The organism is Brevundimonas sediminis, from assembly GCF_048799765.1.
In the GTDB taxonomy this organism is placed as follows: domain Bacteria; phylum Pseudomonadota; class Alphaproteobacteria; order Caulobacterales; family Caulobacteraceae; genus Brevundimonas.
Map to the genome: position 1 here is coordinate 198,990 of NZ_JBLYQK010000001.1, position 20,189 is coordinate 219,178.

General features: G+C 68.9%; 24 protein-coding genes. 17 read left to right on the forward strand and 7 right to left on the reverse strand.

Translation table 11 applies throughout. From position 1 onward, the window contains the following. Positions 1–100 precede the first annotated feature (100 nt). Entirely contained in the window at positions 101–1,171 is a 1,071-nt protein-coding gene (locus ACLQ7T_RS01060) for a COX15/CtaA family protein (RefSeq protein ID WP_420477721.1), read from the forward strand. Between the two features lie 62 nt (positions 1,172–1,233). Here the strand turns inward: ACLQ7T_RS01060 and ACLQ7T_RS01065 are convergent, their stop codons facing one another. Together ACLQ7T_RS01065 and ACLQ7T_RS01070 are read right to left on the reverse strand one after the other, a co-directional pair. After that, complete coding sequence (locus ACLQ7T_RS01065; RefSeq protein WP_420477722.1) at positions 1,234–2,628, reverse strand: alkaline phosphatase PhoX; 1,395 nt, start codon at positions 2,626–2,628, stop codon at positions 1,234–1,236. A 158-nt stretch (positions 2,629–2,786) separates the two neighbouring features. After that, positions 2,787–3,449, reverse strand: coding sequence for a hypothetical protein (locus ACLQ7T_RS01070; RefSeq protein ID WP_420477723.1), 663 nt, complete (start codon positions 3,447–3,449; stop codon positions 2,787–2,789). A gap of 362 nt (positions 3,450–3,811) precedes the next feature. On the opposite strand from ACLQ7T_RS01070, the gene rplM reads away from it, so the two are divergent. From rplM to ACLQ7T_RS01090, 4 genes are all read left to right on the forward strand, one after another. Next, positions 3,812–4,285: a 50S ribosomal protein L13 gene (gene rplM, locus ACLQ7T_RS01075; RefSeq protein ID WP_420477798.1), complete on the forward strand. Its 474-nt coding sequence runs from the start codon at positions 3,812–3,814 to the stop codon at positions 4,283–4,285. Positions 4,286–4,287: 2 nt separating this feature from the next. Continuing rightward, positions 4,288–4,773: a 30S ribosomal protein S9 gene (rpsI, locus tag ACLQ7T_RS01080; RefSeq protein WP_420469806.1), complete on the forward strand. Its 486-nt coding sequence runs from the start codon at positions 4,288–4,290 to the stop codon at positions 4,771–4,773. A gap of 83 nt (positions 4,774–4,856) precedes the next feature. Further along, positions 4,857–5,480, forward strand: a complete 624-nt coding sequence (locus tag ACLQ7T_RS01085; RefSeq protein ID WP_420477724.1) for a 2'-5' RNA ligase family protein — start codon at positions 4,857–4,859, stop codon at positions 5,478–5,480. A 54-nt stretch (positions 5,481–5,534) separates the two neighbouring features. Next, positions 5,535–5,882 carry an arsenate reductase gene (locus ACLQ7T_RS01090; RefSeq protein ID WP_420477725.1) on the forward strand — a complete coding sequence of 116 codons (348 nt, stop codon included), beginning with the start codon at positions 5,535–5,537 and terminating at the stop codon, positions 5,880–5,882. 3 nt (positions 5,883–5,885) lie between these two features. Here the strand turns inward: ACLQ7T_RS01090 and ACLQ7T_RS01095 are convergent, their stop codons facing one another. Both ACLQ7T_RS01095 and ACLQ7T_RS01100 read right to left on the reverse strand, forming a co-directional pair. Next, positions 5,886–8,105: a glycoside hydrolase family 3 N-terminal domain-containing protein gene (locus ACLQ7T_RS01095; RefSeq protein ID WP_420477726.1), complete on the reverse strand. Its 2,220-nt coding sequence runs from the start codon at positions 8,103–8,105 to the stop codon at positions 5,886–5,888. Positions 8,106–8,251: 146 nt separating this feature from the next. Beyond that, positions 8,252–8,491: a DUF2188 domain-containing protein gene (locus ACLQ7T_RS01100; protein ID WP_420477727.1), complete on the reverse strand. Its 240-nt coding sequence runs from the start codon at positions 8,489–8,491 to the stop codon at positions 8,252–8,254. Between the two features lie 227 nt (positions 8,492–8,718). On the opposite strand from ACLQ7T_RS01100, the gene ACLQ7T_RS01105 reads away from it, so the two are divergent. Genes ACLQ7T_RS01105 through ACLQ7T_RS01115 form a run of 3 tightly spaced genes read left to right on the forward strand, consistent with a single transcriptional unit; the run spans position 8,719 to position 10,003 of the window. Beyond that, complete coding sequence (locus ACLQ7T_RS01105; RefSeq protein WP_420477728.1) at positions 8,719–9,123, forward strand: hypothetical protein; 405 nt, start codon at positions 8,719–8,721, stop codon at positions 9,121–9,123. 27 nt (positions 9,124–9,150) lie between these two features. Further along, entirely contained in the window at positions 9,151–9,690 is a 540-nt protein-coding gene (locus tag ACLQ7T_RS01110; RefSeq protein WP_420477729.1) for an RNA polymerase sigma factor, read from the forward strand. Then, positions 9,680–10,003 carry a hypothetical protein gene (locus ACLQ7T_RS01115; protein WP_420477730.1) on the forward strand — a complete coding sequence of 108 codons (324 nt, stop codon included), beginning with the start codon at positions 9,680–9,682 and terminating at the stop codon, positions 10,001–10,003. Before ACLQ7T_RS01110 ends, ACLQ7T_RS01115 begins: the two co-directional genes overlap by 11 nt. Here the strand turns inward: ACLQ7T_RS01115 and ACLQ7T_RS01120 are convergent. Next, complete coding sequence (locus ACLQ7T_RS01120; RefSeq protein WP_420477731.1) at positions 9,967–10,788, reverse strand: endonuclease/exonuclease/phosphatase family protein; 822 nt, start codon at positions 10,786–10,788, stop codon at positions 9,967–9,969. The two genes, ACLQ7T_RS01115 and ACLQ7T_RS01120, sit on opposite strands and share 37 nt — an antisense overlap. A 166-nt stretch (positions 10,789–10,954) precedes the next feature. Between ACLQ7T_RS01120 and ACLQ7T_RS01125 the strand changes: the two genes are divergently transcribed. The 9 genes from ACLQ7T_RS01125 to ACLQ7T_RS01165 all read left to right on the forward strand — a co-directional run bounded on the left by ACLQ7T_RS01125 (position 10,955) and on the right by ACLQ7T_RS01165 (position 18,696). Next, complete coding sequence (locus tag ACLQ7T_RS01125) at positions 10,955–11,332, forward strand: hypothetical protein (protein WP_420477732.1); 378 nt, start codon at positions 10,955–10,957, stop codon at positions 11,330–11,332. Positions 11,333–11,357: 25 nt separating this feature from the next. After that, the gene (locus ACLQ7T_RS01130) at positions 11,358–11,912 is read left to right on the forward strand and encodes an RNA polymerase sigma factor (protein WP_420477733.1); all 555 of its coding nucleotides are present in this window, start codon (positions 11,358–11,360) and stop codon (positions 11,910–11,912) included. Then, the gene (locus tag ACLQ7T_RS01135) at positions 11,902–12,312 is read left to right on the forward strand and encodes a hypothetical protein (RefSeq protein WP_420477734.1); all 411 of its coding nucleotides are present in this window, start codon (positions 11,902–11,904) and stop codon (positions 12,310–12,312) included. The genes ACLQ7T_RS01130 and ACLQ7T_RS01135 overlap by 11 nt, the downstream gene beginning before the upstream one ends. 57 nt (positions 12,313–12,369) lie before the next feature. Next, on the forward strand, positions 12,370–13,206 hold the full coding sequence (panB, locus tag ACLQ7T_RS01140; RefSeq protein ID WP_420477735.1) for a 3-methyl-2-oxobutanoate hydroxymethyltransferase: 837 nt from the start codon (positions 12,370–12,372) through the stop codon (positions 13,204–13,206). A 94-nt stretch (positions 13,207–13,300) separates the two neighbouring features. Next, the gene (locus ACLQ7T_RS01145; protein ID WP_420477736.1) at positions 13,301–14,071 is read left to right on the forward strand and encodes a hypothetical protein; all 771 of its coding nucleotides are present in this window, start codon (positions 13,301–13,303) and stop codon (positions 14,069–14,071) included. 23 nt (positions 14,072–14,094) lie between these two features. Continuing rightward, positions 14,095–15,510 (forward strand): PQQ-like beta-propeller repeat protein, encoded by a 1,416-nt coding sequence (locus ACLQ7T_RS01150; protein ID WP_420477737.1) that lies wholly within the window; start codon positions 14,095–14,097, stop codon positions 15,508–15,510. Between the two features lie 32 nt (positions 15,511–15,542). After that, positions 15,543–17,165 (forward strand): ribosome biogenesis GTPase Der, encoded by a 1,623-nt coding sequence (der, locus tag ACLQ7T_RS01155; protein WP_420477738.1) that lies wholly within the window; start codon positions 15,543–15,545, stop codon positions 17,163–17,165. Between the two features lie 11 nt (positions 17,166–17,176). Further along, complete coding sequence (locus ACLQ7T_RS01160) at positions 17,177–18,043, forward strand: DUF2071 domain-containing protein (protein ID WP_420477739.1); 867 nt, start codon at positions 17,177–17,179, stop codon at positions 18,041–18,043. A gap of 95 nt (positions 18,044–18,138) precedes the next feature. Continuing rightward, positions 18,139–18,696, forward strand: coding sequence for a lysozyme inhibitor LprI family protein (locus ACLQ7T_RS01165; protein ID WP_420477740.1), 558 nt, complete (start codon positions 18,139–18,141; stop codon positions 18,694–18,696). Here ACLQ7T_RS01165 and ACLQ7T_RS01170 read toward each other — a convergent pair. Further along, positions 18,620–19,462: a LytTR family DNA-binding domain-containing protein gene (locus tag ACLQ7T_RS01170; RefSeq protein ID WP_420477741.1), complete on the reverse strand. Its 843-nt coding sequence runs from the start codon at positions 19,460–19,462 to the stop codon at positions 18,620–18,622. The genes ACLQ7T_RS01165 and ACLQ7T_RS01170 overlap by 77 nt on opposite strands. Then, positions 19,462–20,133: a DUF2306 domain-containing protein gene (locus ACLQ7T_RS01175; protein WP_420477742.1), complete on the reverse strand. Its 672-nt coding sequence runs from the start codon at positions 20,131–20,133 to the stop codon at positions 19,462–19,464. The genes ACLQ7T_RS01170 and ACLQ7T_RS01175 overlap by 1 nt, the downstream gene beginning before the upstream one ends. Positions 20,134–20,189 lie beyond the last annotated feature (56 nt).

The following is a 20,189-nucleotide window of genomic DNA, read 5'->3' on the forward strand; positions in this document are numbered from 1 at the left end:
AAGCGACTCGCTCTCGCCTTCGTGCACGGGCATACCGCACAGGTCCGGACGCGGCGAGTTTCGTGTCGGGCAGTGTAACGTTCGGAACGGCAGGCGTCGAATGAAGCGTTTTGGCGGAAGGGATCAGAGCCGGTCGGTGGCGATCTGGCTCTGGCTGGTGGCGGCGATGGTGTTCGCCATGGTCGTCGTCGGCGGCGTGACCCGCCTGACGGGCTCGGGCCTGTCGATCACCGAGTGGAAGCCGATCATGGGCGCGCTGCCGCCGTTCAGTCACGCCGACTGGATGGAGGCCTTCGAGAAGTACAAGGCCATCCCGCAGTACCAGCAGGTCAATGCCGGGATGAGCCTGGACGAGTTCAAGGGCATCTTCTTCTGGGAGTGGTTCCATCGGGTTCTGGGGCGGCTGATCGGCGGCGTCTTCGCCGCGCCCTTCCTGATCTTCCTTGCGTTCCGGAAGCTGCCGCGGCGGCTGATCGGGCGCTGCGTGGTCCTGCTGGCCCTGGGTGGGCTGCAGGGACTGATCGGCTGGTGGATGGTGACCAGCGGGCTGAGCGAGCGGATCGACGTGGCCCCCGAGCGGCTGGCGACCCATCTGGGGCTGGCCCTGATCATCTTCATGGGTCTGATCTGGACCGGGCTGGAGGCCTGGAACGGGGAGGAGCATTCCCGATCGCCCGAGGGCTGGAGCCGGGGCGCCGGCCTGCTGCTGGGCGCGGTCTTCATCCAGTGCCTGCTGGGCGGGCTGGTGGCGGGAGCCAAGGCCGGCTTCGTCTATACCGACTGGCCGCTGATGAACGGCGCTGTCCTGCCGCCGGTGGAGTGGAGCAAGGGCGGCCTGGCTTTCCTGCATGACCAGGCGCTGGTGCAGTTCAATCACCGCCTGTGGGCCTATGGGCTGCTGATCGGGGGCACGGTCTATGCGGTGCAGGCCTGGCGCTGGCGACTGGCCGAGGGGCTGGGGACGAGCGCCTTCGCCGTGGCGGTCGCCCTGTGGCTGCAGGCCGCCCTGGGCGTGATCACCCTGATCCACGCGGTGCCGATGTGGCTGGGCGGGCTCCATCAGGCGGGCGCCGCCGTGGTGCTGGCCCTGGCGACGATCAACCTGTGGATGGTGCGCCGGTCGCAGCCCCGCCTGTTCGTGTCGGGGCCGCGGGTGAGTTCACTGTTCTAGGAGGCTGCGCGCGGCTCACTTCCCCATCGCCTTGAGGGCGAATGGAGAGGGGAGCCGGAGCCCTAGCTCCGCACACTCTCCCACGGGCCCCGGATGGCGAGGGTCATGCCGGGGTACATGATGTTGACGAACAGCACCGCGCCGTCGGGCGAGAAGCAGGCGCCGGCGAATTCGGAGTTTCCGCGGAAGACGTTGCGGGCGATCGTGTAGATCTGACCGTCCGGGGTGACGCCCTTCAGGTGGTTGCGGATCTCGGACGAGTAGTTGTCCTCGCAGACCACCAGATGGCCCCAGGGCGCGACCGTGATGTTGTCGCCCATGTTCAGGGTCTTTTCGTCCGTGCTCTCGACGAACAGCTGAAGGCGGTCGGCCGCGCCGTTCAGGCCGGGGACGAGGCGGAGGATCTGGCCGCGACGGATCGGGCCGCCCGAGGTGGCGGTGAAATACATCTCGTCATCCCCCCACCAGATGCCTTCGCCCCGGGCGATCAGGGCGGCGCCGGCGCGGTGGCCGCGGATGCGCAGGTCGCCGGCGGGATCCTCGACGTCCTCCAGATCGATCCACTCGACTTCGCGCCAGTCGCCGACGGCCCAGCTGCGTTGACCGTCCTGATTGCGGGTGTCGGCCGAGGGCGCGCCCTTCCACGCCAGCGCCTGAAGCTTGCCGCCCTCGACCAGCTTGCCGGGGACGTCGGGGATGAAGCGGTAGAAGAGGCTGTCGTTCACATCCTCGGTCAGATAGGCGACGCCCGTCCGCGGATCGATGCAGACCGCCTCGTGGTCGAAGCGGCCCATGGCCTTGAGCGGCACGGGGTCGACCGGGCCGGTCGCCGAGGCGGGCACCTCGAAGACCCAGCCGTGGGCCCGGGTCACGTCGGCGTCGGCGGGGGTCTCGATGGTTTCCTCGCAGCTCAGCCAGCTGCCCCAGGGCGTGGGACCGCCGCAGCAGTTGGTCGAGGTGCCGGCCAGCGTCAGATGGTGGCTGACGGCGCGGCGGGTGGCGAGGTCATAGATCAGGGTCGAGCAGCCGCCGGGGAGGGGGCGGCCGTCCTTGTAGGTGTCGAAGGCCTTCGACACGTCCAGCCGGTCCAGCCGTTCCTGATGCAGGCCGCCGGGGCCGAGGTTCCGGTGCAGGGCGCTGGAGCCCTTGAGCTCGTGGTTCATGACCAGGGCGACCTGCGAGCCGGTCAGGGGGAAGCAGGCCATGCCGTCCGGCTGGCCGGGGACGAAGAGGCCGTCGTCCATGGTGTCGCCGCCCTGGGCGATGACCTGGTAGGTGAAGCCCTCGGGCAGGTCGAGAAGACGGTTGGGGTCTTCCTTCAGCGGGCCATAGCCGTGGATCTGGTTGAGGTAGGTCTCTTCCCCTGCGGCCGTCTGGGCCGCGGCATGGCGGGCCAGACCTGAGAAGGCGAGGGCGGCGCCGCCCGTTCCCATGAGGTGACGACGGTTCAGACGCATGGACGGGCGCTCCGGGAGGGACAACTGCGGCGCTTATGGCGGGTGTCCGTCAGGGTTCTGTGACAGTGGGCGCGACGGAATGTCCGGGTGCGGGGGGCGGGGTGTCGGGTGTCGGGCGTCGGGTGTGGGGTGTGGGGTGTGGGGCGCGGGACGCCCCTTCACGGCGCGCCCCCGAGCGCGGCGCCGCCGGGGAGGCCGGCGAGGATGGCCGGAGACGCCCCGGACCGCGGAGACGGTGAAAATACACCGTCCATGCCGTCTATACCGTCTATGCCGTCTATCGGACCGGTGGCGTCCGTCTCCATCAGGGAGGCGGCGTAGTCGGCGCGGGCGCCCTGGATGACGGCGTCGGCGAAGGCGCGGTCGCGGCGGCCGGCCGCCTTGAGGCGCTCGGCCTCGGCGGCGCGTCGGCGGCGCTGAACCTCGGCGGCCTCGGTCTCGATCATCCTGTGGACGCGGCGCCAGCGGAGGGCCTCGATGGCGTTGCCGTGCAGGACCGCCCGCATCATGCGCTGGAACGCCACCAGCGACAGTTCGCCCAGAGGGATCCGGTCCAGATCGCCGTCGAACTGTTCCTCAAGCGCCAGTCCCTCGTCATCGCGCTCCAGCCCGTTGGGCCGGGTCCACGGCTGGTCGGTGCGTCGCCAGCCCTCCTCGGCGGCTCGCTTGCGCAGGGTGCTGAGCCCCACGCCGTGACGCCGGCAGCAGGCCGGGGCGGACCAGCCGGCCAGATAGTCCTGCCGGACCTGCTCCCAGACTTCGTCCGGGGCGGAATGGACGCCGGCGTCGGCGGGGTCTGTGGGGGATGTGGTGTCGGTCATCGGCGGCTCTCGCAGGGTGCGAGGCGCAGTATGGAACGACGGTACGTCAATTCTGGACGTAGGGGGTGTCGGGTGTCGGGGGTCGGGCGTCGGGTGTGGGGCGTCGGGTGTGGGGCGTAGGGGGAAGAGGGCCGGTGCAGAGACCCCACACCCCACACCCGACACCCCCGAGCAGCCGAAAATCATGCGGTATTTTAATACCGTTTCGACTTTTCCGTTATTTTACAGATGTGTAGTGCGAGTTGGGCGTGCAGAACGGCATTGACCGCCGATCCGCCTTCCTCTATCAGCGCGCCTTCCGTTCCTCCGGTCCGCCGGAAGAGCACACCGTTTCGCCCGTCTCCCAAGGACTCCTCGTTATGCTGAAGAGCACCACGGCTTCGCTGAAGCCGGCCGAGGTCGAGAAGAAGTGGATCCACATCGACGCCGAAGGCGTCGTGGTGGGCCGTCTCGCGACCTTCATCGCCAACCGTCTGCGCGGCAAGCACCGCGGCGACTACACCCCGCACGTCGATTGCGGTGACTATGTCATCGTGACCAACGTCGACAAGGTCGTCTTCACCGGCAAGAAGAACACCGACAAGGTGTACTACCGTCACACCGGCCACCCGGGCGGCGTCAAGGAAACCACCCCGGCCAAGGTGCTGGGCGGTCGTTTCCCGGAACGCGTCCTGGAGAAGGCTGTTGAGCGCATGCTGCCGAAGGAAAGCCCGCTGGCCCGCAAGCAGATGACGCACCTGCGTCTGTTCGCCGGCGCCGAGCACACCCACGCCGCCCAGTCGCCCGAAACCATCGACTTCGCCTCGAAGTCGGCCAAGAACACCCGGAGCGTCTGATCATGACCGACGTCACCACCGAAAACACCGGCTTCGACGCCCTGAAGGGCCTGTCGTCCGCTGCTGAAGACGCCGCTCCCGCCGTCCAGAAGCTGGACGCGCAAGGCCGCGCCTATTCGACCGGCAAGCGCAAGAACGCGATCGCCCGCGTTTGGGTGAAGCCGGGCACCGGCAAGTTCACCATCAACGGCAAGGACCAGGAGCAATATTTCGCTCGTCCGGTTCTGCGCATGATGATCGCCCAGCCGCTGGTCGTCGCCGAGCGCGAAACCCAGTTCGACGTGATCTGCACCGTTGAAGGTTCGGGCCTGTCGGGCCAGGCCGGCGCCATCCGCCACGGCCTGTCGCACGCCCTGACGCACTACGAGCCGGAACTGCGCAAGGTTCTGAAGCCGCACGGCTTCCTGACCCGCGACAGCCGCGTCGTCGAGCGCAAGAAGTACGGCCGCGCCAAGGCCCGCCGTTCGTTCCAGTTCTCGAAGCGCTAATCGCGTTTCCACAGTCTGGAAAAGGGGCGCTTCGGGAAACCGGAGCGCCCTTTTCTTTTGACCGGGACGGGGGAGGCCTGCTTTTGAAGCGGCTTCGGGCCGAAGGGATGACGATGACGGCGCAGGCGACCCAGGGCGGCTTCGACTTCGGAACCGCGCAGAGCATCGAACGGCTGTTCGTGGGCCTGATGCTGCCTGCCGCGCAGGCCGGACAGGCGGTGGAGGTTCGCCGTCGGTCGCAGGAGCTGTACGGACTGAAGGAGGGGCGCAACGAGGTCCGGTCGGATCGGCTGCATGTCACCCTGATCCATGTCGGCGACTATGCGGGCAGCATTCGCGCCGACGTCGCGGCCGAGGTGTCGGCGGTGATCGCCGCGATGGAGCGGCCGTCGTTCGTGGTCTCGTTCGACCGCGTCGGCAGTTTCGGCGGCGCGCCGGGCCGGCATCCGCACGTCCTGCTGGGCGAGGCGGGCGTGGAGGCGCTGAAGGCGTTCCGCCTGAGCCTGTGGGAGGCGATCCACCGCCGCCTGAAGAAGACGCTGTCGAACCCGCAGTTCAATCCGCATGTCACCCTGATGTACGGCGAGGCCCGTTTGCCGGAGCGGGCCGTGGCGCCGATCTCGTGGCGGGCGACGGAGGTGGAGCTGATCCACAGCGAGGTGGGCCGCTCGACCTATCACACGCTGGGGCGCTGGCCGCTGGGTTAGGTCTTTGTCCCGAATTGTGGGAGACGCGGGGCCTGACATGGCGAGGCTCCGACGATGACCATCACCCTCTACGGCATTCCCAACTGCGACACGGTCAAGAAGGCGCGCGTCTGGCTGGACCAGAACGGGCAGGCGTTCGCCTTCCACGACTACAGGAAGGCCGGGATTGATCGGGAGACGCTGGCGGCATGGGTGGCGACGCACGGCTGGGAGGTCGTGCTGAACCGCGCGGGGACGACGTTCAGGGCCCTGTCGCCCGAGGACAAGGCGGACCTGACGGCGGACAAGGCCATCGGCCTGATGCTGGCCAATCCGTCGATGATCAAGCGTCCGGTGCTGGACGTCGACGGCCGCACGACCGTGGGCTTCAAGCCCGAGATCTACGCGGCCGTCTGCGGCTGAGGATCAGACCAGGGTGAACTGGGCCGGTTCACCCGACTGGGCGCTGGGCGCCAGCCAGACATCGAACAGGCCCGGCTCGACCGTCGGGGTCAGGTCGCGTCCGAGGAAGAGCAGGTCGCCGTACTTCAGCGTCATGGTCACCTCGACCGAGCCGCCCGCCGGGACCTCGACCCGCCGGAAGGCCTTGAGCAGGCGCACGGGCTGGGTGATCGAGGCGGCGCGGTCGCGGATGTAGAGCTGGACCACTTCCGAGGCGTCGCGTTCGCCGTCGTTGGTCAGGGTGACCGAGGCCGTCAGCTCGCCGTCGCGGGCCATGGTGGGAGAGGAGACCGTCACCGCCGAATAGCGGACCGGCGCATAGGTCAGGCCGTGCCCGAACGGATAGAGGGCCTCGTGCGGCGCATCGCGGAATTTGGAGGTGAACTCCCGATCGGTGGGGCGCGACGGGCGGCCGGTCGACTTGTGCGCGTAATAATAGGGCGACTGGCCCGAGCGATACGGGAAGCTGACCGGCAGGCGGCCGGTCGGGGCGTGGTCGCCGAACAGGACGTCGGCGATGGCGTTGCCGCTCTCCGAGCCCAGGAACCAGGTCACCAGGATGGCGTCCGCGTCGTTCACCGCGTCCGACAGCTCCATCCCGCGACCGTTGCGCAGCAGGACGACGACCGGCTTGCCGGTGGCGGCGACGGCCTCGGCCAGCGCGCGCTGGGGGGCGGGAATGGTGATCTCGGTGCGGGATTTGGATTCCGCCGACATCTCGCTGGACTCGCCGATGGCCAGCAGGACCACGTCGGCTTCGCCGGCGGCCATGACGGCCGCCTCGATGCCGCCGGCCAGCGGGGCCTCGACGTCCGAGCCCTTGACCACGGTCAGGTGGGCGTCGTCATCCATGGCGGCGCGCAGGCCGTCCTCGAGCGAGACCGCCAGCGCCATGTCCTTGAACACCGACCAGGGACCGAAGACGTCGGTCTTGTCCGCGCCGAACGGGCCGATCAGGGCGATGCGCTTGCCGCTCTTCGGCAGGGGCAGCAGGCCGCCCTCGTTCTTCAGCATCACGATCGACTTGCGGCCGGCCTCGCGGGCCAGCTCGAGGTGCGCTCGGCTGCCGGTCACGCGGCGCTCGGTCTGCACGTCCGAGCCGCGATAGGGGTTGTCGAAGAGGCCCAGGGCGGCCTTGGTCATCAGCACCCGGCGCACGGCCTGGTCGACCCGTTCGATCGGCACGTCGCCCGACTGGACCAGTTCGGGGATGTGGGTGATGTACAGGCCGCTCTTCATCGACATGTCGACGCCGGCCATCAGGGCCAGACGCGCCGCGTCCCGGCCGTCGGCGGCGAAGCCGTGGGCGATGAGCTCCTGTTCGGAGGTGTAGTCGGACACCACGAAGCCCGAGAACTCCCACTCGCCGTGCAGGACGTCGGTGAGCAGCCATCGGTTGCCGCTGGTCGGCACGCCGTTCAGGTCGTTGAAGGCGCTCATCACCGACAGGGCGCCGGCGTCGAAGGCGGCCTTGAACGGCGGCAGATAGACCGAGCGGAGCATCTGCTCGCTCATGTCGGTGGAGTTGTAGTCCATGCCCGCCTCGGCGGCGCCGTAGGCGGCGAAATGCTTGGGCGTGGCGACCAGGGAGGACCAGTGGGTCAGGTCCTCGCCCTGGAAGCCCTTGGTCCGCGCGATGGCGAACAGGTTGTTGAGCAGGACGTCCTCGCCGGCGCCTTCGACGACGCGGCCCCAGCGCTGGTCGCGGGCGACGTCGACCATCGGCGCATAGGTCTGGTGCACGCCGGCGGCGCCGCCCTCGACGGCGGCCGCGCGGGCGGTGCGCTCGGCCAGGTCCAGATCCCAGCTGGCGGCTTCACCGAGCGGGACGGGGAAGGTGGTCTTCAGGCCGTGGACGATGTCCGCGGCGAACAGCAGGGGGATGCCGAGGCGGCTTTCCTTGACCGCCATGTCCTGGACATAGCGGGTGCTGGCGGCGCCGACGCCGTTGAACAGGGCGCCGATTCGGCCCGCGCGGATATCGGCGGCGGTCCGGGACTGATCCGAATCGAAGGTGTCGCCGGGATTGATTCCCTCGGGACGCCAGCGGAACGGGTCGTTCATCAGATTGAGCTGACCGGCCTTCTCCTCGATCGTCATCCGGGCGATCAGGGCGTCGACACGCGACAGGTTTTCCTGGGCCTTCGCCGCTGCAATGCGGGGAGCCATCATCATTCCAGCCATCATGGCGCCTCCTGCGAGCAGTCTTCGACGGGAAGGGGCTGAGCTGCGAAGCTGATGCATGTAACCGGTTCCACTGAAGTCGGTGCACGACTAGCGGCCATGGACCGTCTCGCCTAGCCCGAAACTGCCAAAACCGGTTGCGGCAATCAGCCCTCGACGCTCGTTTCGGGACGATCGTGACCGTCTGCGCGCTCGGTGATCCACTCGCCATCGGTGTTTTCCCACTCGATCCAGGCGTCCTGGTCCGACACCTTCTGCTCGCGCGAGGCGGCGACGGCGGCGGCGCGGGCGGCGTCGTGGCTGGTGAAGGTTTCCGAGAAGGTGTCGCCCAGCTTGTAGGCCCAGCCCCCGTCATGCTCGACGATTCGGTAGGTGACCTGGACCATGGTTCGGCTCCTGGGAGACGGGGAGGGGATGGAGGGTCGCCAACGCCTGCGGTTGCGACACGATTGCCGATTGGTACGCCGTGGAAAGCGGTTCGGCTAGCCTGAGGTTGGATTCGATCCGTCGGCGGGTTGTTGAAAATATTCCGCACCCTGCATCCGTCCGGCCGGGCGGCGGCGACCACTCGATGAAGGCGCGGAAACGGACCGCGCGACAGAGGATGAGACCGATGGAACATTTCTTCTACAGCTTCTGGTGGCTGGTCTTCCCGATCGGGTTCGGCCTGCTGGGCGCCTACAACAGCTGGCTGGGCTACCGCCGCCAGAAGGACGCGATCAACCTGCTCAAGAGCTATGCCGAGAAGGGGCAGGAGCCGCCGGAGGCCCTGCTGAAGGTGCTGCAGCGTCCGCTCGACGAGGACGGCTGGGACGGGCGCTCCGCCGGCCCGCGCCAGCCGACCAACTACTGGTCGCTGTTCGGCCTGTTCACCGCCCTGGGGCTCGGCTTCTTCGGCGCCGCCACCTTCACCAATCTGGACGGCGGGACCGACGCCTTTCTGGTGGTGTCCTTCGTGATGGGGGCGGTCGCGGTCTGGGCCCTGATCAGCGCCCTGACCTGCCGCCGGAACCGGTGAACCGGACGGACGGGGGGAAACCGGATCGTGAACGGCGCAGAGACCGACGTCGAACTGGTGCGCCTGGCGCGCGCCGGTTCCGACCGGGCCTTCTCGCGGCTGGTCGAGCGGCATCAGGCGGCGGTGCGGGGATTCGTGCGCCGGTTTCTGGGCAGCGGCTGGGCGGAGGCGGACGATGTCGCCCAGGACGCCTTCGTGGCGGCCTGGGCGTCGCTGCGGACCCTGCGCGATCCGGCGGGCGTCCGGCCCTGGCTGTGCGGCATCGCCTGGCGCAAGGCGCAGGACCGCATCCGCGGGGCGCGGCGCGGCGCGGCCCGGGACGCGGGCTGGCTGGAGACGGTGAGTCTCCCCGCGGGCGTCGCGACCGAGGAGAAGATGGCCCTTCAGGACGCCATGGCGGACCTGCCGGCCGATGTGCGCGCCTGCGTGGCCCTGTGTCTGGGCGACGGCTGGTCGCACAGCGAGGCGGCGGAGGCGCTGGGCTTGCCTCTCGGGACGGTGAAGTCCCATGTTGCGCGCGGACGCACGCGCCTGCTGAAAGCGCTCGGAGGGTCCGATGACGCCTGAACAGAAACTGGCCGCCCTGCTGGCTGTCGAAAGTCCGCCGCGGCGCGACTTCGTGTTCGAGGCCGGGGTCGCCGAGCGGATCGCGCGGCGTCGGGCCTGGCTGGCCGTCGCCGCCCTGCTGCCGTGGATGCTGGTCAGCGGCTGCATCTTCTGGGCGATGGCCCCGATGCTGGAGCAGCTGTTCGCCGCCCTGCCGGGCCTTGTGTCCCCGATCGCCCTGGTGATGGGGCTGACGGCCGTGGCCGGCGGCGCGGCGATGCGCCTGGCCGGCCTGGGTCAGCGCAGGGTGAGGGTGGCGGCGACGCCGAAATGATCTGACGGATATTCGCCGCCGGTCGGCTGGGCCCCCAGCAGGGTCCAGGCGTCGGCCGTGAAGGCGGCCCGCTCGGCGAAGATGTGGTCGATGACCCGCTCCGGGTGGCCCTTGGCCGGGTTCAGCGTGGTCGGGACCGAGCCGCGCGGCATGGCGCTGATGAAGCGGTCGCCCGTCAGGACGTTGAGACCGGCGTCCTCCTGGACCGCATTGAAGTCGCCCATGACCACCAGGGGGGCGCCGTCCTGCGGCAGCCAGTCGAGCAGGTCGGCGATCTGGCGCGCCCGCACCGCCTGGGCGTCCTGCTGCCAGGCGAGGTGGGTGTCGACGATGTCCACCGGGCGGCCGTCCAGGTCGACACGGACCCGCAGGGCGGTCCGGTAGTCGTCGAGCGGCTCCAGCTTCCTCGAGTCGTGGGCGAGAACCGGCAGGCGGGTCAGGATGGCGTTGCCGTAACGGCGCGGCGCGCCTTCGGGATCGGTGGAGACGAAATGCATCTCGTAGCCGCCCCCGGCGCCCGAGAGGGCGTCCGCGAGGGTGCGCGCCTGGTTGGGCAGATTGACCGCCGCATCCTCCAGCACCTCCTGCAGGGCGATGACGTCGGCGTCGGCGGCGCGGATCGCCTCGATCAGGAGGGGCCGGCGTGCGGTCCAGTCCCCCTGATTGTGCCAGATGTTGAAGGTCACGACCTTGAGCCGGCGCGGCGTGGTCGGGGGCGCCGTCGTGGCGCAGGCGGCGAGGGGGGCGGCGGCGAGGCCGGCCAGAAGCATGCGACGGTCGATCATGAGCAGGTCCTCTTCCCGATTCCGGTCCTGCTTGTAACCGGTTTCATCCGCCTTACGAAAGTTTCACGCGGCGCTTCGCATCCGTGCGGCCCCATCGCCGCCTCTTGTCGTCAGAAGGCCGGAACGTCAGGCTCCGGTCCAACGTCAGAGACGAGAGGTAACCCTCATGAACGCCGAACTGCTGATCCCGCTGTCCCCCTTCATCATGGTCATCGCGATCGTGGGCTTCCAGACGATGCAGAAGATCAAGGCCCAGAAGCAGATGCAGGAAACCCTGCGTGCCGCGATCGAGAAGGATCAGTCCCTCCCGACGGACGTCATCGAGGCGATGAGCGCCTCGATCCATCGGCCGCCGTCGGCCAACCGCGACATGCGCCTCGGCGTCATCCTGCTGGCGGTCGCCGCCGGCGTGAGCCTGTGCGGGACCGCCCTGTCGCAGTTCGCGGATGAGATCTTCTACGCGATGCTGGCGGTGTCGGCGGTCCCGGCTACCGTGGGCGTCGCCTTCCTGGGCCTGAGCTTCTTCAACAAGAACAAGGACTGAGGTCGGGCAGGACAGGGGAATCCTCATGGCCCAGGCCCTGGTTGACCGGCACGACGTCGAGCTCGCCGCCCTCGCGGCGGCGGGCGGACGTCGGGAGTTCGGCGAGCTGGTGCGTCGTCACGGCTCGGCCGTGCGCGCCCTGCTGCGCCGGATGGGAGCCCAGCCCGCGCTGGCGGACGACATCGCCCAGGACGCCTTCATCCAGGCGTTCGAACGCTGCGCCGAATTCCGTGGAGACGGGACCTTCGCGGCGTGGGTGAAGCGGATCGCGGCGCGGCTCTACATCAAGCGGGTGGCGAAGGAGGCGCGCTATGTCGCTGAAGTCGAAAGCGAAGAGGTCGCTCCGGCGACCGATCCCGGCGGGTTGATGGACCTCGATGAGGCCCTGAAGACCCTGAGCGAGGCGGAGCGGCTCTGCGTCTCCCTGTGCCACGGCGCGGGGATGGCTCATCCCGAGATCGCGACCGCCCTGAATTTGCCACTCGGCACGGTGAAGTCTCATGTCAAACGTGGTCTGGATAAACTCCGCGCGCGCCTTCGGGCCGCAGAACCCCTGGGGAGGACGCAGCATGTCGGCTGACGAGTTCGATCCCGAAATCGAGCGCCTGTTCGCCCGAACGCCGCCGATGGCGGACGCCGCCCTGTTCACCGCCGATGTGGAGGCGAAACTGCAGCGAGGGTCGCGTCTCCGCTACGGCGTGCTCGGCGTCGCGGGTCTTGTGGGCGGCTTGGTGGCGGTGCGCGAGGTCTTGACGGTCCGGTTCTCCGCCGACGCCGGCGAGCCCGCCGTTCTGGTGGGCCGCGGGCTGGAAGCCGCGACGGTGAACGCCCAGACCGCTCTCGGAGACGGTCTGGAACGGCTGGGGCTGGGCTCGGTCGACCTGGCCTCGACAGGCGGAATGCAGATGTTCTGGGTGGTGGCGGCGGCGCTGATCGCGGTCGCCTCGGCGGGGCTGATGCGCCTGTCCCAGGAAGTGTAACGTGACGATGAGGCTCCGTCGGCCTATTCAGGCCGGGTTCTGAAGCGGAGCCTCCCCATGTCCAGCCAGAAGCAGGAAACCATCCGTCGTCTCGCCGCCCCCGATATCCGGGCGCGAAAGGGGGGCGAGCCGCTGGTCTGCCTGACCGCCTACGACGCACCCACGGCCGAGATCCTCGACGCGCACTGCGACCTGCTTCTGGTCGGCGACAGCGTGGGAATGGCGGTGCACGGCTTGCCGAACACCGTCGGCGTGACGCTGGAGATGATGATTCTGCACGGGCAGGCCGTCATGCGCGGCGCCAAGCGGGCGATGGTGGTGATCGACATGCCCTTCGGCAGCTACGAGGGGTCGAAGGAGCAGGCCTACGAGAACTGCGCCCGGGTCATGAAGGAGACCGGCGCCCAGGGCGTGAAGCTGGAAAGCGGTCCAACGGTCGCCGAGACCATCGCCTATCTGGTCCAGCGCGGCATTCCGGTGATGGGCCATGTGGGGCTGCGCCCCCAGGCGGTGCTGACCGACGGCGCCTTCAAGGCCAAGGGGCGCACGGAAGAGGAACGGCTGCGGGTGATCGCCGAGGCCGAGGCCACGGCCGACGCCGGCGCCTTCGCGGTCGTCATCGAGGGGGTGGCCGAGGGGCTGGCCCGCGAAATCACCGAGGCGATCGACAAGCCGACGGTGGGCATCGGGGCGTCGGCGGCCTGCGACGGGCAGATCCTGGTGGTTCCGGACATGCTGGGCCTGTTCGACTGGACGCCGAAATTCGTGCGCCGCTACGCCGATCTCCGGGGCGAGATCGACCGGGCCGTGGCCGGCTACGCCGCGGACGTCCGCAGTCGCCGTTTTCCTGCCGAAGTCGAGACCTACTTCTCGAAAAAGCCGGTCGCGCAGTAAAGCCTGCGTTGCGGGGGCGTGGCTGACCCATTAGGGTCCGGCCGGATTGAAATTAAACGGCTCTGGTCGCCGTTCTCTTGGGGGCGATTGTTCCGTGTCTGATGTCTTCGAGCAGGTCGAGGAGGAGCTTCGCTCCGAGCGCTACAAGCGCCTGGCCCGCACCTGGCTGCCCGTCGTGGGCGGTATTCTGCTGGTCGCCCTGATCGCCGCCCTGTCGTGGTGGGGCTGGCAGTCGTGGGAAACCTCGAAGGCGGACAAGGCCTCGATCGCCATGGAGCGCGGTCTCGATTCGCTTCAGCAGAACAACCCGGTCGGCGCCGACGCGGCCTTCGCCCAGGCGGCGAAGGAGGGCAATGCGGCCTACAAGTCGCTGGCGCTGCAACAGCGGGCCGGGATCGCCCTGGACGCGGGTCGCGACGCCGAGGCCCTGGCCTATCTCGACGAGGCGGCGCGCGCGACGCGTGACCCGCTGATCTCGGGACCGGCCGCCTACAAGGCCCTGCTGCTGGCGATGGATATCGAGACCCTGGACCAGGTGAAGGCCCGGGCCGACGCCCTGATCGGCGACGACAAGCCGTTCAACGCCTTCGCGCAGGAAGCCCTGGCCATGGCCCTGCTGCAGCACGGCAAGACGGAGGAGGCCAAGGGGATCCTGGTCGTCCTGAAGAACGATCTCGACACGCCTGAACAGGTCAGCCGGAACGCCCAGATCGCGATGGACGCGATCGACGCGGGCGGCGTGGCCAATATTCAGGCCGTCATGACCCAGATGGCGGCCGCCCAGGCCGCCGCGGCGCAGGCGCGGGCCCAGGCGCCCGCGCAGCAGGCCGCTCCCCAGCAGCCCGCCGCCCAGACACGCCCGTGATTTCGGCTTCCAGGACGTTCGCCATGAACCGAGTGCTCAAAGTCGCCCTGCTGTCCGGGCTCGCCATGACCGCCGCGTCCTGCGCCTCGGTGCGCAACGCCCTGCCGTTCGGGCTGGGAGGCTCCGATGCCCCCGCCGCGACGGCGAGCGAGGGGCAGCGGATCTCCGTCCTGGAGTTCGAACAGCAGCTGGCCCCGTCCGCGGCCCTGTCCGGACGGGACTTCTTCGTGCCGGGGCCGCAGGCCGCGGTGGCGTGGACCCAGCCCGGCGGCACCGCTGAAAACGCGGTCGAGCACGTCATCGGCGCCGCCGACTTCACGGTCGCCTGGCGGCGCGATATCGGAGCCGGCTCGTCGCGCGTGCATCAGGTCATGGCGCCCATCGTCGCGGACGCCGGCCGCGTCTTCGTCATGGACGGCGAAGCCACGGTGTCGGCCGTGGATGCGGCGACCGGCGCGATCAGCTGGAAGACGGACATCAAGCCTGATGAACGGGAGGCCCGCCGCGGCTTCTTCGGCATCGGCGGCGGCTCGGCGGGCGGCGGTTTCGGCGGCGGCGTGGCCGTCGGCGGCGGCAAGGTCTTCGTCTCCTCGGGCTATCGCTCCGTTTCGGCGCTGGACCAGGCGACCGGCGTGGTGCTCTGGAGCACGCCGGTCGATGTGCCGATCCACGGCGCGCCGACCTTCGCCGGCGGCCGGGTCTTCGTGGTCGATGTCGAAAACCAGATCATGGCCTTCGACGCCGCCAGCGGCCAGCAGATCTGGTCCTACCGGGGGATTCCGGAACCGGCCCGGGTCATGCGCGCCTCGAGCCCGGCCGTGACCGGCGACACGGTCATCGCGCCCTTCTCCTCGGGTGAAATCACCGCGCTGCGCGCCGCCACGGGCCAGTCCCTGTGGACCCAGACGCTGTCGCGCACCAGCCGCACCAACGCCCTGTCCGAAATCCGCGATATCGCCGGCCGCCCCGTGGTCAGCCGCGGCGTGGTCTATGCGGTCGGTCACTCGGGCGTCCTCGCGGCCACCGAGCTGCGGACGGGACAGACCAAGTGGGAACTGCCGGTCGCGGGCGTCAACGCGCCGCTGCCGGTCGGCGAGGTGGTCTATGTCGTCTCCAAGAACGGGGAACTGACCGTGATCAACCGCGACAGCGGCGACGTCTACTGGACCCGCAACCTCAACGAGGGCCGCATTCGTCAGGAGGGCGGCTTCCTCGGGTTCTGGGACCGGACGGTCACCCCGGAATGGTCGGGCCCGCTGCTGGCGTCCAACCGGCTGCTGCTGACCAATTCGGACGGCGAACTGATCGCCCTGGATCCGAAGACCGGCGCCCAGACCGCCTCGATCAGGCTGGGCGGCCCGGCCTTCATCGCCCCGGCCGCCTACAACGGCGCGGTCTATGTGCTCACCGACAAGGGTGAGCTGATCAGCATTCGCTGACGGAATCCCTCGAACTGCGTTAGAAGGCCGACATGGCTCTGAAGATCGCCATCGTCGGCCGCCCCAATGTGGGCAAGTCGACCCTGTTCAACCGCCTCGTCGGCAAGCGCCTCGCGCTGGTCGATGATCGCCCCGGCGTGACGCGCGACCGTCGCTACGCCGACGGCAACATCGGCGACATGGACCTGACGCTGATCGACACCGCGGGCTATGAGGACGTCACCGACGAAAGCCTCGAGGCGCGGATGCGCGAGCAGACCGAGGCGGCGATCGAGGATGCCGAGGTCATCATGTTCATGATGGATGCGCGTGAGGGCGTGACCTCGCTGGACCGCATCTTCGCCGACCGGCTGCGCAAGGTGCACAAGCCGATCATCCTGCTGGCCAACAAGTCCGAGAGCCGCGAGAGCGGCGGCGGCGTCGGCGAGGCCCACGCCCTGGGCTTCGGCGAGCCCGTGGCCATTTCCGCCGAGCACGGCGAGGGCATGGCGGACCTGTACCAGGCCATTCTGGCGGCCTCGGCCGACATCTTCATCGAAGAGGTCGAGGAAGCCGACAAGCCGATCCGCATCGCCGTGATCGGCCGTCCGAACGCCGGCAAGTCGACGCTGGTGAACCGCCTGCTGGGCGAGGATCGCCTGCTGGTCGGTCCGGAGGCGGGCATCACCCGCGACTCCATCTCGGTCGACTGGGAATACGAAGGCCGCGCCATCCGCTTCGTCGACACCGCCGGCATGCGTCGCAAGGCGCGCGTGCAGGAGAAGCTGGAGAAGCTGTCGGTCGCCGACACCATCCGGGCCATCACCTTCGCCGAGGTGGTCATCCTGATGATGGACAAGGACAACGCCTTCGACATCCAGGACCTGCAGCTGGCCGATCTGGTCGAGCGCGAGGGTCGCGCGCTGATCTATGTCGCGTCCAAATGGGACCTGGAGGAAGAGCCCCAGTCCCGCATGGCCAAGCTGAAGACCATGGCCGAGGACAAGCTGCCCCAGCTGAAGGGCACGCCGTTCGTGGCCCTGTCCTCGCACTCGGGCCGGGGCGTCGAGCGCCTGATGCCCGCGGTGCTGCAGGCCTATGACACCTGGTCGGTCAAGGTGAAGACCAAGGACCTGAACACCTGGCTCAGCATGGCGACCCAGCGGCACCCGCCGCCCGCCGTCGACGGCAAGCGCATCAAGCCGAAATACATCGCCCAGACCAAGGCCCGTCCGCCGACCTTCGTGCTGATGGCCAACCGCGCCGAGGCGATGCCGGACCACTACAAGCGCTATCTGGTCAACTCGATCCGCGAGAGCTTCGACCTGCCGGGCACCCCGATCCGCCTGACGGTCAAGTCGAGCGGCGCGAACCCCTATGCCGAGGGCGGCGCCAAGTCGGGGCCGGAACGCTACAAGGGCGACGCCAAGACCGCGCCGCGCCGCGTGAAGAAGGCCAAGGAGGCCGAGGAGCGGCTGTCCAACCTGCCCGGCAAGGCGCTGGAGCAGAAGAAGACCCGCAAGCACCAGCCCAAGATCGTTTCGGGCGTGAAGGCCAGCTCGTCCAAGAAGGCCGGCTCCTCCATCGCCGTCCAGAAGGGCGCGCGCGGCGGGGCGCGTCAGGTCTCGCGTTCAGGCCGGATCCGCACGGGGCAGAAACACGCCCCGAAGAAGTAGGGGCGTAACGGATGTCGTCCGGGGGGCTGGACAACCACTACCGATCTCCGTCGCGTGGTCTGATCGGTCGCATCGAGACCGCGATCGCGAATTGCGAGCCTCTGCGGATCCTGCGCCGCGGCACGCTGTCCCGGCTGCCGTTTCCGGTGATGGCCAGCGATGTGCGGTCGGTGATCTACGCCAACTGGCTGATCCCTGCCCACGTCGCTGCAGAACTGACGCCGCCGGGTGTCGAGCTGGAAGTGTTCGACGGGAAGGCGGTCCTCACCGTGCTGAGCTATGTGCACGGCGGGTTTGGTCCGGTTCTGGCCGGGCCGTTGCGTCGGCTGTTTCCCTCACCGCGCCAGAGCAACTGGCGGCTCTATGTGCGCGGGATCGACGGCGCGGCGCCGGATCGGGCGACGGTCCTGTTTCTGGGCAATGTCTTTGACAGCGCGCTTTACGCCATCGGCACGCGGCTGGTCAGCGATGTCATGCTGTCCCATCGGGCCGGGACGTTTGTGCTGGATGCGGCTAGCGACCGGGTTCGCCTCGTGATCGGGGGCGCGGGGAGCGCGCCGGGCCTGACGCTGGACGCTGTGCAGGGCGAAGGCGATCTGCCCGCCGATTTTCAGGCGATCTTCGGGAGCTGGCCTGAGGCCATGGCGGCGCTGACCTTGCAGGACAGGGCGATTGCGCCGCTGGCCCGGGGGACTGATCTGGCGCTGGCCGATATCGACCTGCCCATCGACACGGCCGCCATCGTGCCGCTGGAGGTTACAGCGTTCGAGCCCGGCGCCGCGCTGAATGCTTTGGGTGCGACCGGCGCGCCATTCTGCTTCCTTGTGCCGGAGGTGCCATTCCGGGTTCTGGGCGAGCGGATTCTCCGGCGGCCTTGAACCGCCTTGGCAGATCGCCCCGATCACCGGAACTCGGGAGCGCTCGACAAAGGCGAGGCGGGCTCTAGCTTTCTGAAGTCCACTGGATCCCTTCGATGATTCTTGCCGTCGCGTTGTCGCTTGCCCTGCAAGTCGCGCCTTCCCCGCAGGCCGAGTCCCTCTTCGGCCCACCGGAGCCGGTTCAGGCGTATACAGACGATGAGCCGCGTTGTGTCCGGGACGGCAGTACGCTGGAACTCAACGTTTGTGTGCTGGAAGACCTGAGAGCCGAAGAGGCCCGGATGCAGCGCTATTTTGATGTGGCGATGACCCGGGCGTCGGAAGGGGATGCTGAATCCGGCCAGTTCGGCGGAGAGCGAACCCAACAGACGGCGTGGTTACAGGCGTCCCAGACCGCATGGGTTGCTTATGTCGAGAGCCGGTGCGCCGGTGTGTTCGATCAATGGAAGGATGGCACCATCCGGACGATAGTGTCGTTCGGTTGCCGGATTGAGGCGACCCGCCAACGGACGCACGACATCTGGGAAGATCACCTGACCTACTGGGACAGCACGCCGCCGCTGCTGCCGGAGCCGGTCAGGACGGTCTGGGAAGAGGCGCAGGGCGAGGCGTCTTCAGCCGCGCCAGCAGCCCGTCACGATACGACCGGCTGACGACCAGCTCGGTTCCGCTGTCCAGCGTCAGCCGCCACGCCCCGTCTGACAGGGGCTTCAGCTCCCGCACCCGCGCGAGGTTCACCAGGGTCGAACGATGGCTGCGGGCGAAGCCGTGGGGCGTCAGACGGGCCTCCAGCGTCTGCAGGGTCTCGCGCAGCAGGCCCTCGCGGTCGCGCCAGTGGACGACGACATAGTTGGCTGCCGAGGCGATCCACTCGACATCGGCCAGATCGACCGGAACCCGGCCTTGCCCCACGCTGACCATCAGCCGCTCGCTGGACGGGGCCTGCGCCCGGCGGGCCTCGGCGAGGGCGGCGGACAGGGCGTCCATCCCGGCCTTCTGGAGCAATGCGCGGCGCCAGTGGGCGGCGGCCAGCCCGGCGGCGCACAGGGCGGTCCAGAGCAGCAGGGCGACGGGCAGGCGGGCGATGATGCGGGCGGCGATCTCGCCTCCCGTCCACTGCGCGCCCCGGAAGGCGCCGTCCACGGCGGTCGAGGCCCATGCGGACAGGGCGATCACCAGCGGCGTGAGGGCGGTCAGCACACCGATGGCCCGCCACTCGGCGCCGAACCGCTTCAGCACCCGCCACACCAGCAGGCCGCTGATCACCGTCGGGGCGTAGAGCAGGGCGGCCCACGCCAGCGATGTTCCGAAGGCGACGTCATGATCCCGGCGCAGGAACCACGCCGCCGAGACGATGGTCGCGCCGTAGCTGTAGGCCGCGAACAGGCCGAGCCCGAGACTGAACGAGATGCGCCGCATCAGGCCGTCCCGACCCGCCGCCGCTTCTGCGCGACCAGAATGGCGATCCAGAGCAGGGTCAGGGTCTGGAACACCAGTGTCGGCCAAAGCGCGCTCCAGGGGGCGGGGACGAAACGGAGGAAGTTGCCGGAGAAGGCGCTCAGCACCGCCGAATACGCGCCCAGCATCTTCCACAGATGCTCGTACCGCCACAACTCGGGACTGAAGGGCCAGTCGGTCGGGCGCAGGAAGCGCCAGATGTCCCAGCCGCTCATGCCCAGCGCCCCGTAGACCAGCGCCAAGGAGATGGCGGCGGGGCCGGCGTTGCGTCCGGTCAGGACCTGCCAGAACACCAGCAGGCCGACGGCGGCGATGCCGAGCGTCACCAGCCAATCCAGAGCGTGCGCCCGATCTGAGCGGTGAAGGTCCGGTCGCTTCCGGCCCAGGACTCGCAGACCGGAGAACAGCGTCAGGGTCGCCGAGGCCGACAGCGCCAGCAGGTAAGAGTTCATCTTCAGGACCGTCATCGCCCATGCGGCGGCGAGGAGGACGGCCATCAGCCCGGCGAAGGCGCGACCGGTCAGGCGGTGGGCGCGCCCGCCCTTGCGGGTCAGGACGGGCGCGATCCCGATGAGGACGGCGCCGAGGCCGCCGGCGATGTGAACAGCGAGGAGGAGCGGATAGATCGACATGGGCCGATCCGACCGGGCCGCTCGCCTGTCCTCAATCGTTCAGGGACGGATCGCGG

Bases quoted from the DNA above. Each gene is read 5' to 3' on its own strand.
- ACLQ7T_RS01065 (WP_420477722.1), bottom strand. From the start codon at position 2,628: ATGCGTCTGAACCGTCGTCACCTCATGGGAACGGGCGGCGCCGCCCTC.
- ACLQ7T_RS01130 (WP_420477733.1), top strand. From the start codon at position 11,358: ATGGCCCAGGCCCTGGTTGACCGGCACGACGTCGAGCTCGCCGCCCTC.
- rpsI (WP_420469806.1), top strand. From the start codon at position 4,288: ATGACCGACGTCACCACCGAAAACACCGGCTTCGACGCCCTGAAGGGC.
- ACLQ7T_RS01135 (WP_420477734.1), top strand. From the start codon at position 11,902: ATGTCGGCTGACGAGTTCGATCCCGAAATCGAGCGCCTGTTCGCCCGA.
- ACLQ7T_RS01090 (WP_420477725.1), top strand. From the start codon at position 5,535: ATGACCATCACCCTCTACGGCATTCCCAACTGCGACACGGTCAAGAAG.
- ACLQ7T_RS01160 (WP_420477739.1), top strand. From the start codon at position 17,177: ATGTCGTCCGGGGGGCTGGACAACCACTACCGATCTCCGTCGCGTGGT.
- ACLQ7T_RS01170 (WP_420477741.1), bottom strand. From the start codon at position 19,462: ATGCGGCGCATCTCGTTCAGTCTCGGGCTCGGCCTGTTCGCGGCCTAC.
- der (WP_420477738.1), top strand. From the start codon at position 15,543: ATGGCTCTGAAGATCGCCATCGTCGGCCGCCCCAATGTGGGCAAGTCG.
- ACLQ7T_RS01120 (WP_420477731.1), bottom strand. From the start codon at position 10,788: ATGATCGACCGTCGCATGCTTCTGGCCGGCCTCGCCGCCGCCCCCCTC.
- panB (WP_420477735.1), top strand. From the start codon at position 12,370: ATGTCCAGCCAGAAGCAGGAAACCATCCGTCGTCTCGCCGCCCCCGAT.
- ACLQ7T_RS01165 (WP_420477740.1), top strand. From the start codon at position 18,139: ATGATTCTTGCCGTCGCGTTGTCGCTTGCCCTGCAAGTCGCGCCTTCC.
- ACLQ7T_RS01095 (WP_420477726.1), bottom strand. From the start codon at position 8,105: ATGGCTGGAATGATGATGGCTCCCCGCATTGCAGCGGCGAAGGCCCAG.
- ACLQ7T_RS01070 (WP_420477723.1), bottom strand. From the start codon at position 3,449: ATGACCGACACCACATCCCCCACAGACCCCGCCGACGCCGGCGTCCAT.
- ACLQ7T_RS01060 (WP_420477721.1), top strand. From the start codon at position 101: ATGAAGCGTTTTGGCGGAAGGGATCAGAGCCGGTCGGTGGCGATCTGG.
- ACLQ7T_RS01115 (WP_420477730.1), top strand. From the start codon at position 9,680: ATGACGCCTGAACAGAAACTGGCCGCCCTGCTGGCTGTCGAAAGTCCG.
- ACLQ7T_RS01105 (WP_420477728.1), top strand. From the start codon at position 8,719: ATGGAACATTTCTTCTACAGCTTCTGGTGGCTGGTCTTCCCGATCGGG.
- ACLQ7T_RS01175 (WP_420477742.1), bottom strand. From the start codon at position 20,133: ATGTCGATCTATCCGCTCCTCCTCGCTGTTCACATCGCCGGCGGCCTC.
- ACLQ7T_RS01150 (WP_420477737.1), top strand. From the start codon at position 14,095: ATGAACCGAGTGCTCAAAGTCGCCCTGCTGTCCGGGCTCGCCATGACC.
- ACLQ7T_RS01125 (WP_420477732.1), top strand. From the start codon at position 10,955: ATGAACGCCGAACTGCTGATCCCGCTGTCCCCCTTCATCATGGTCATC.
- ACLQ7T_RS01100 (WP_420477727.1), bottom strand. From the start codon at position 8,491: ATGGTCCAGGTCACCTACCGAATCGTCGAGCATGACGGGGGCTGGGCC.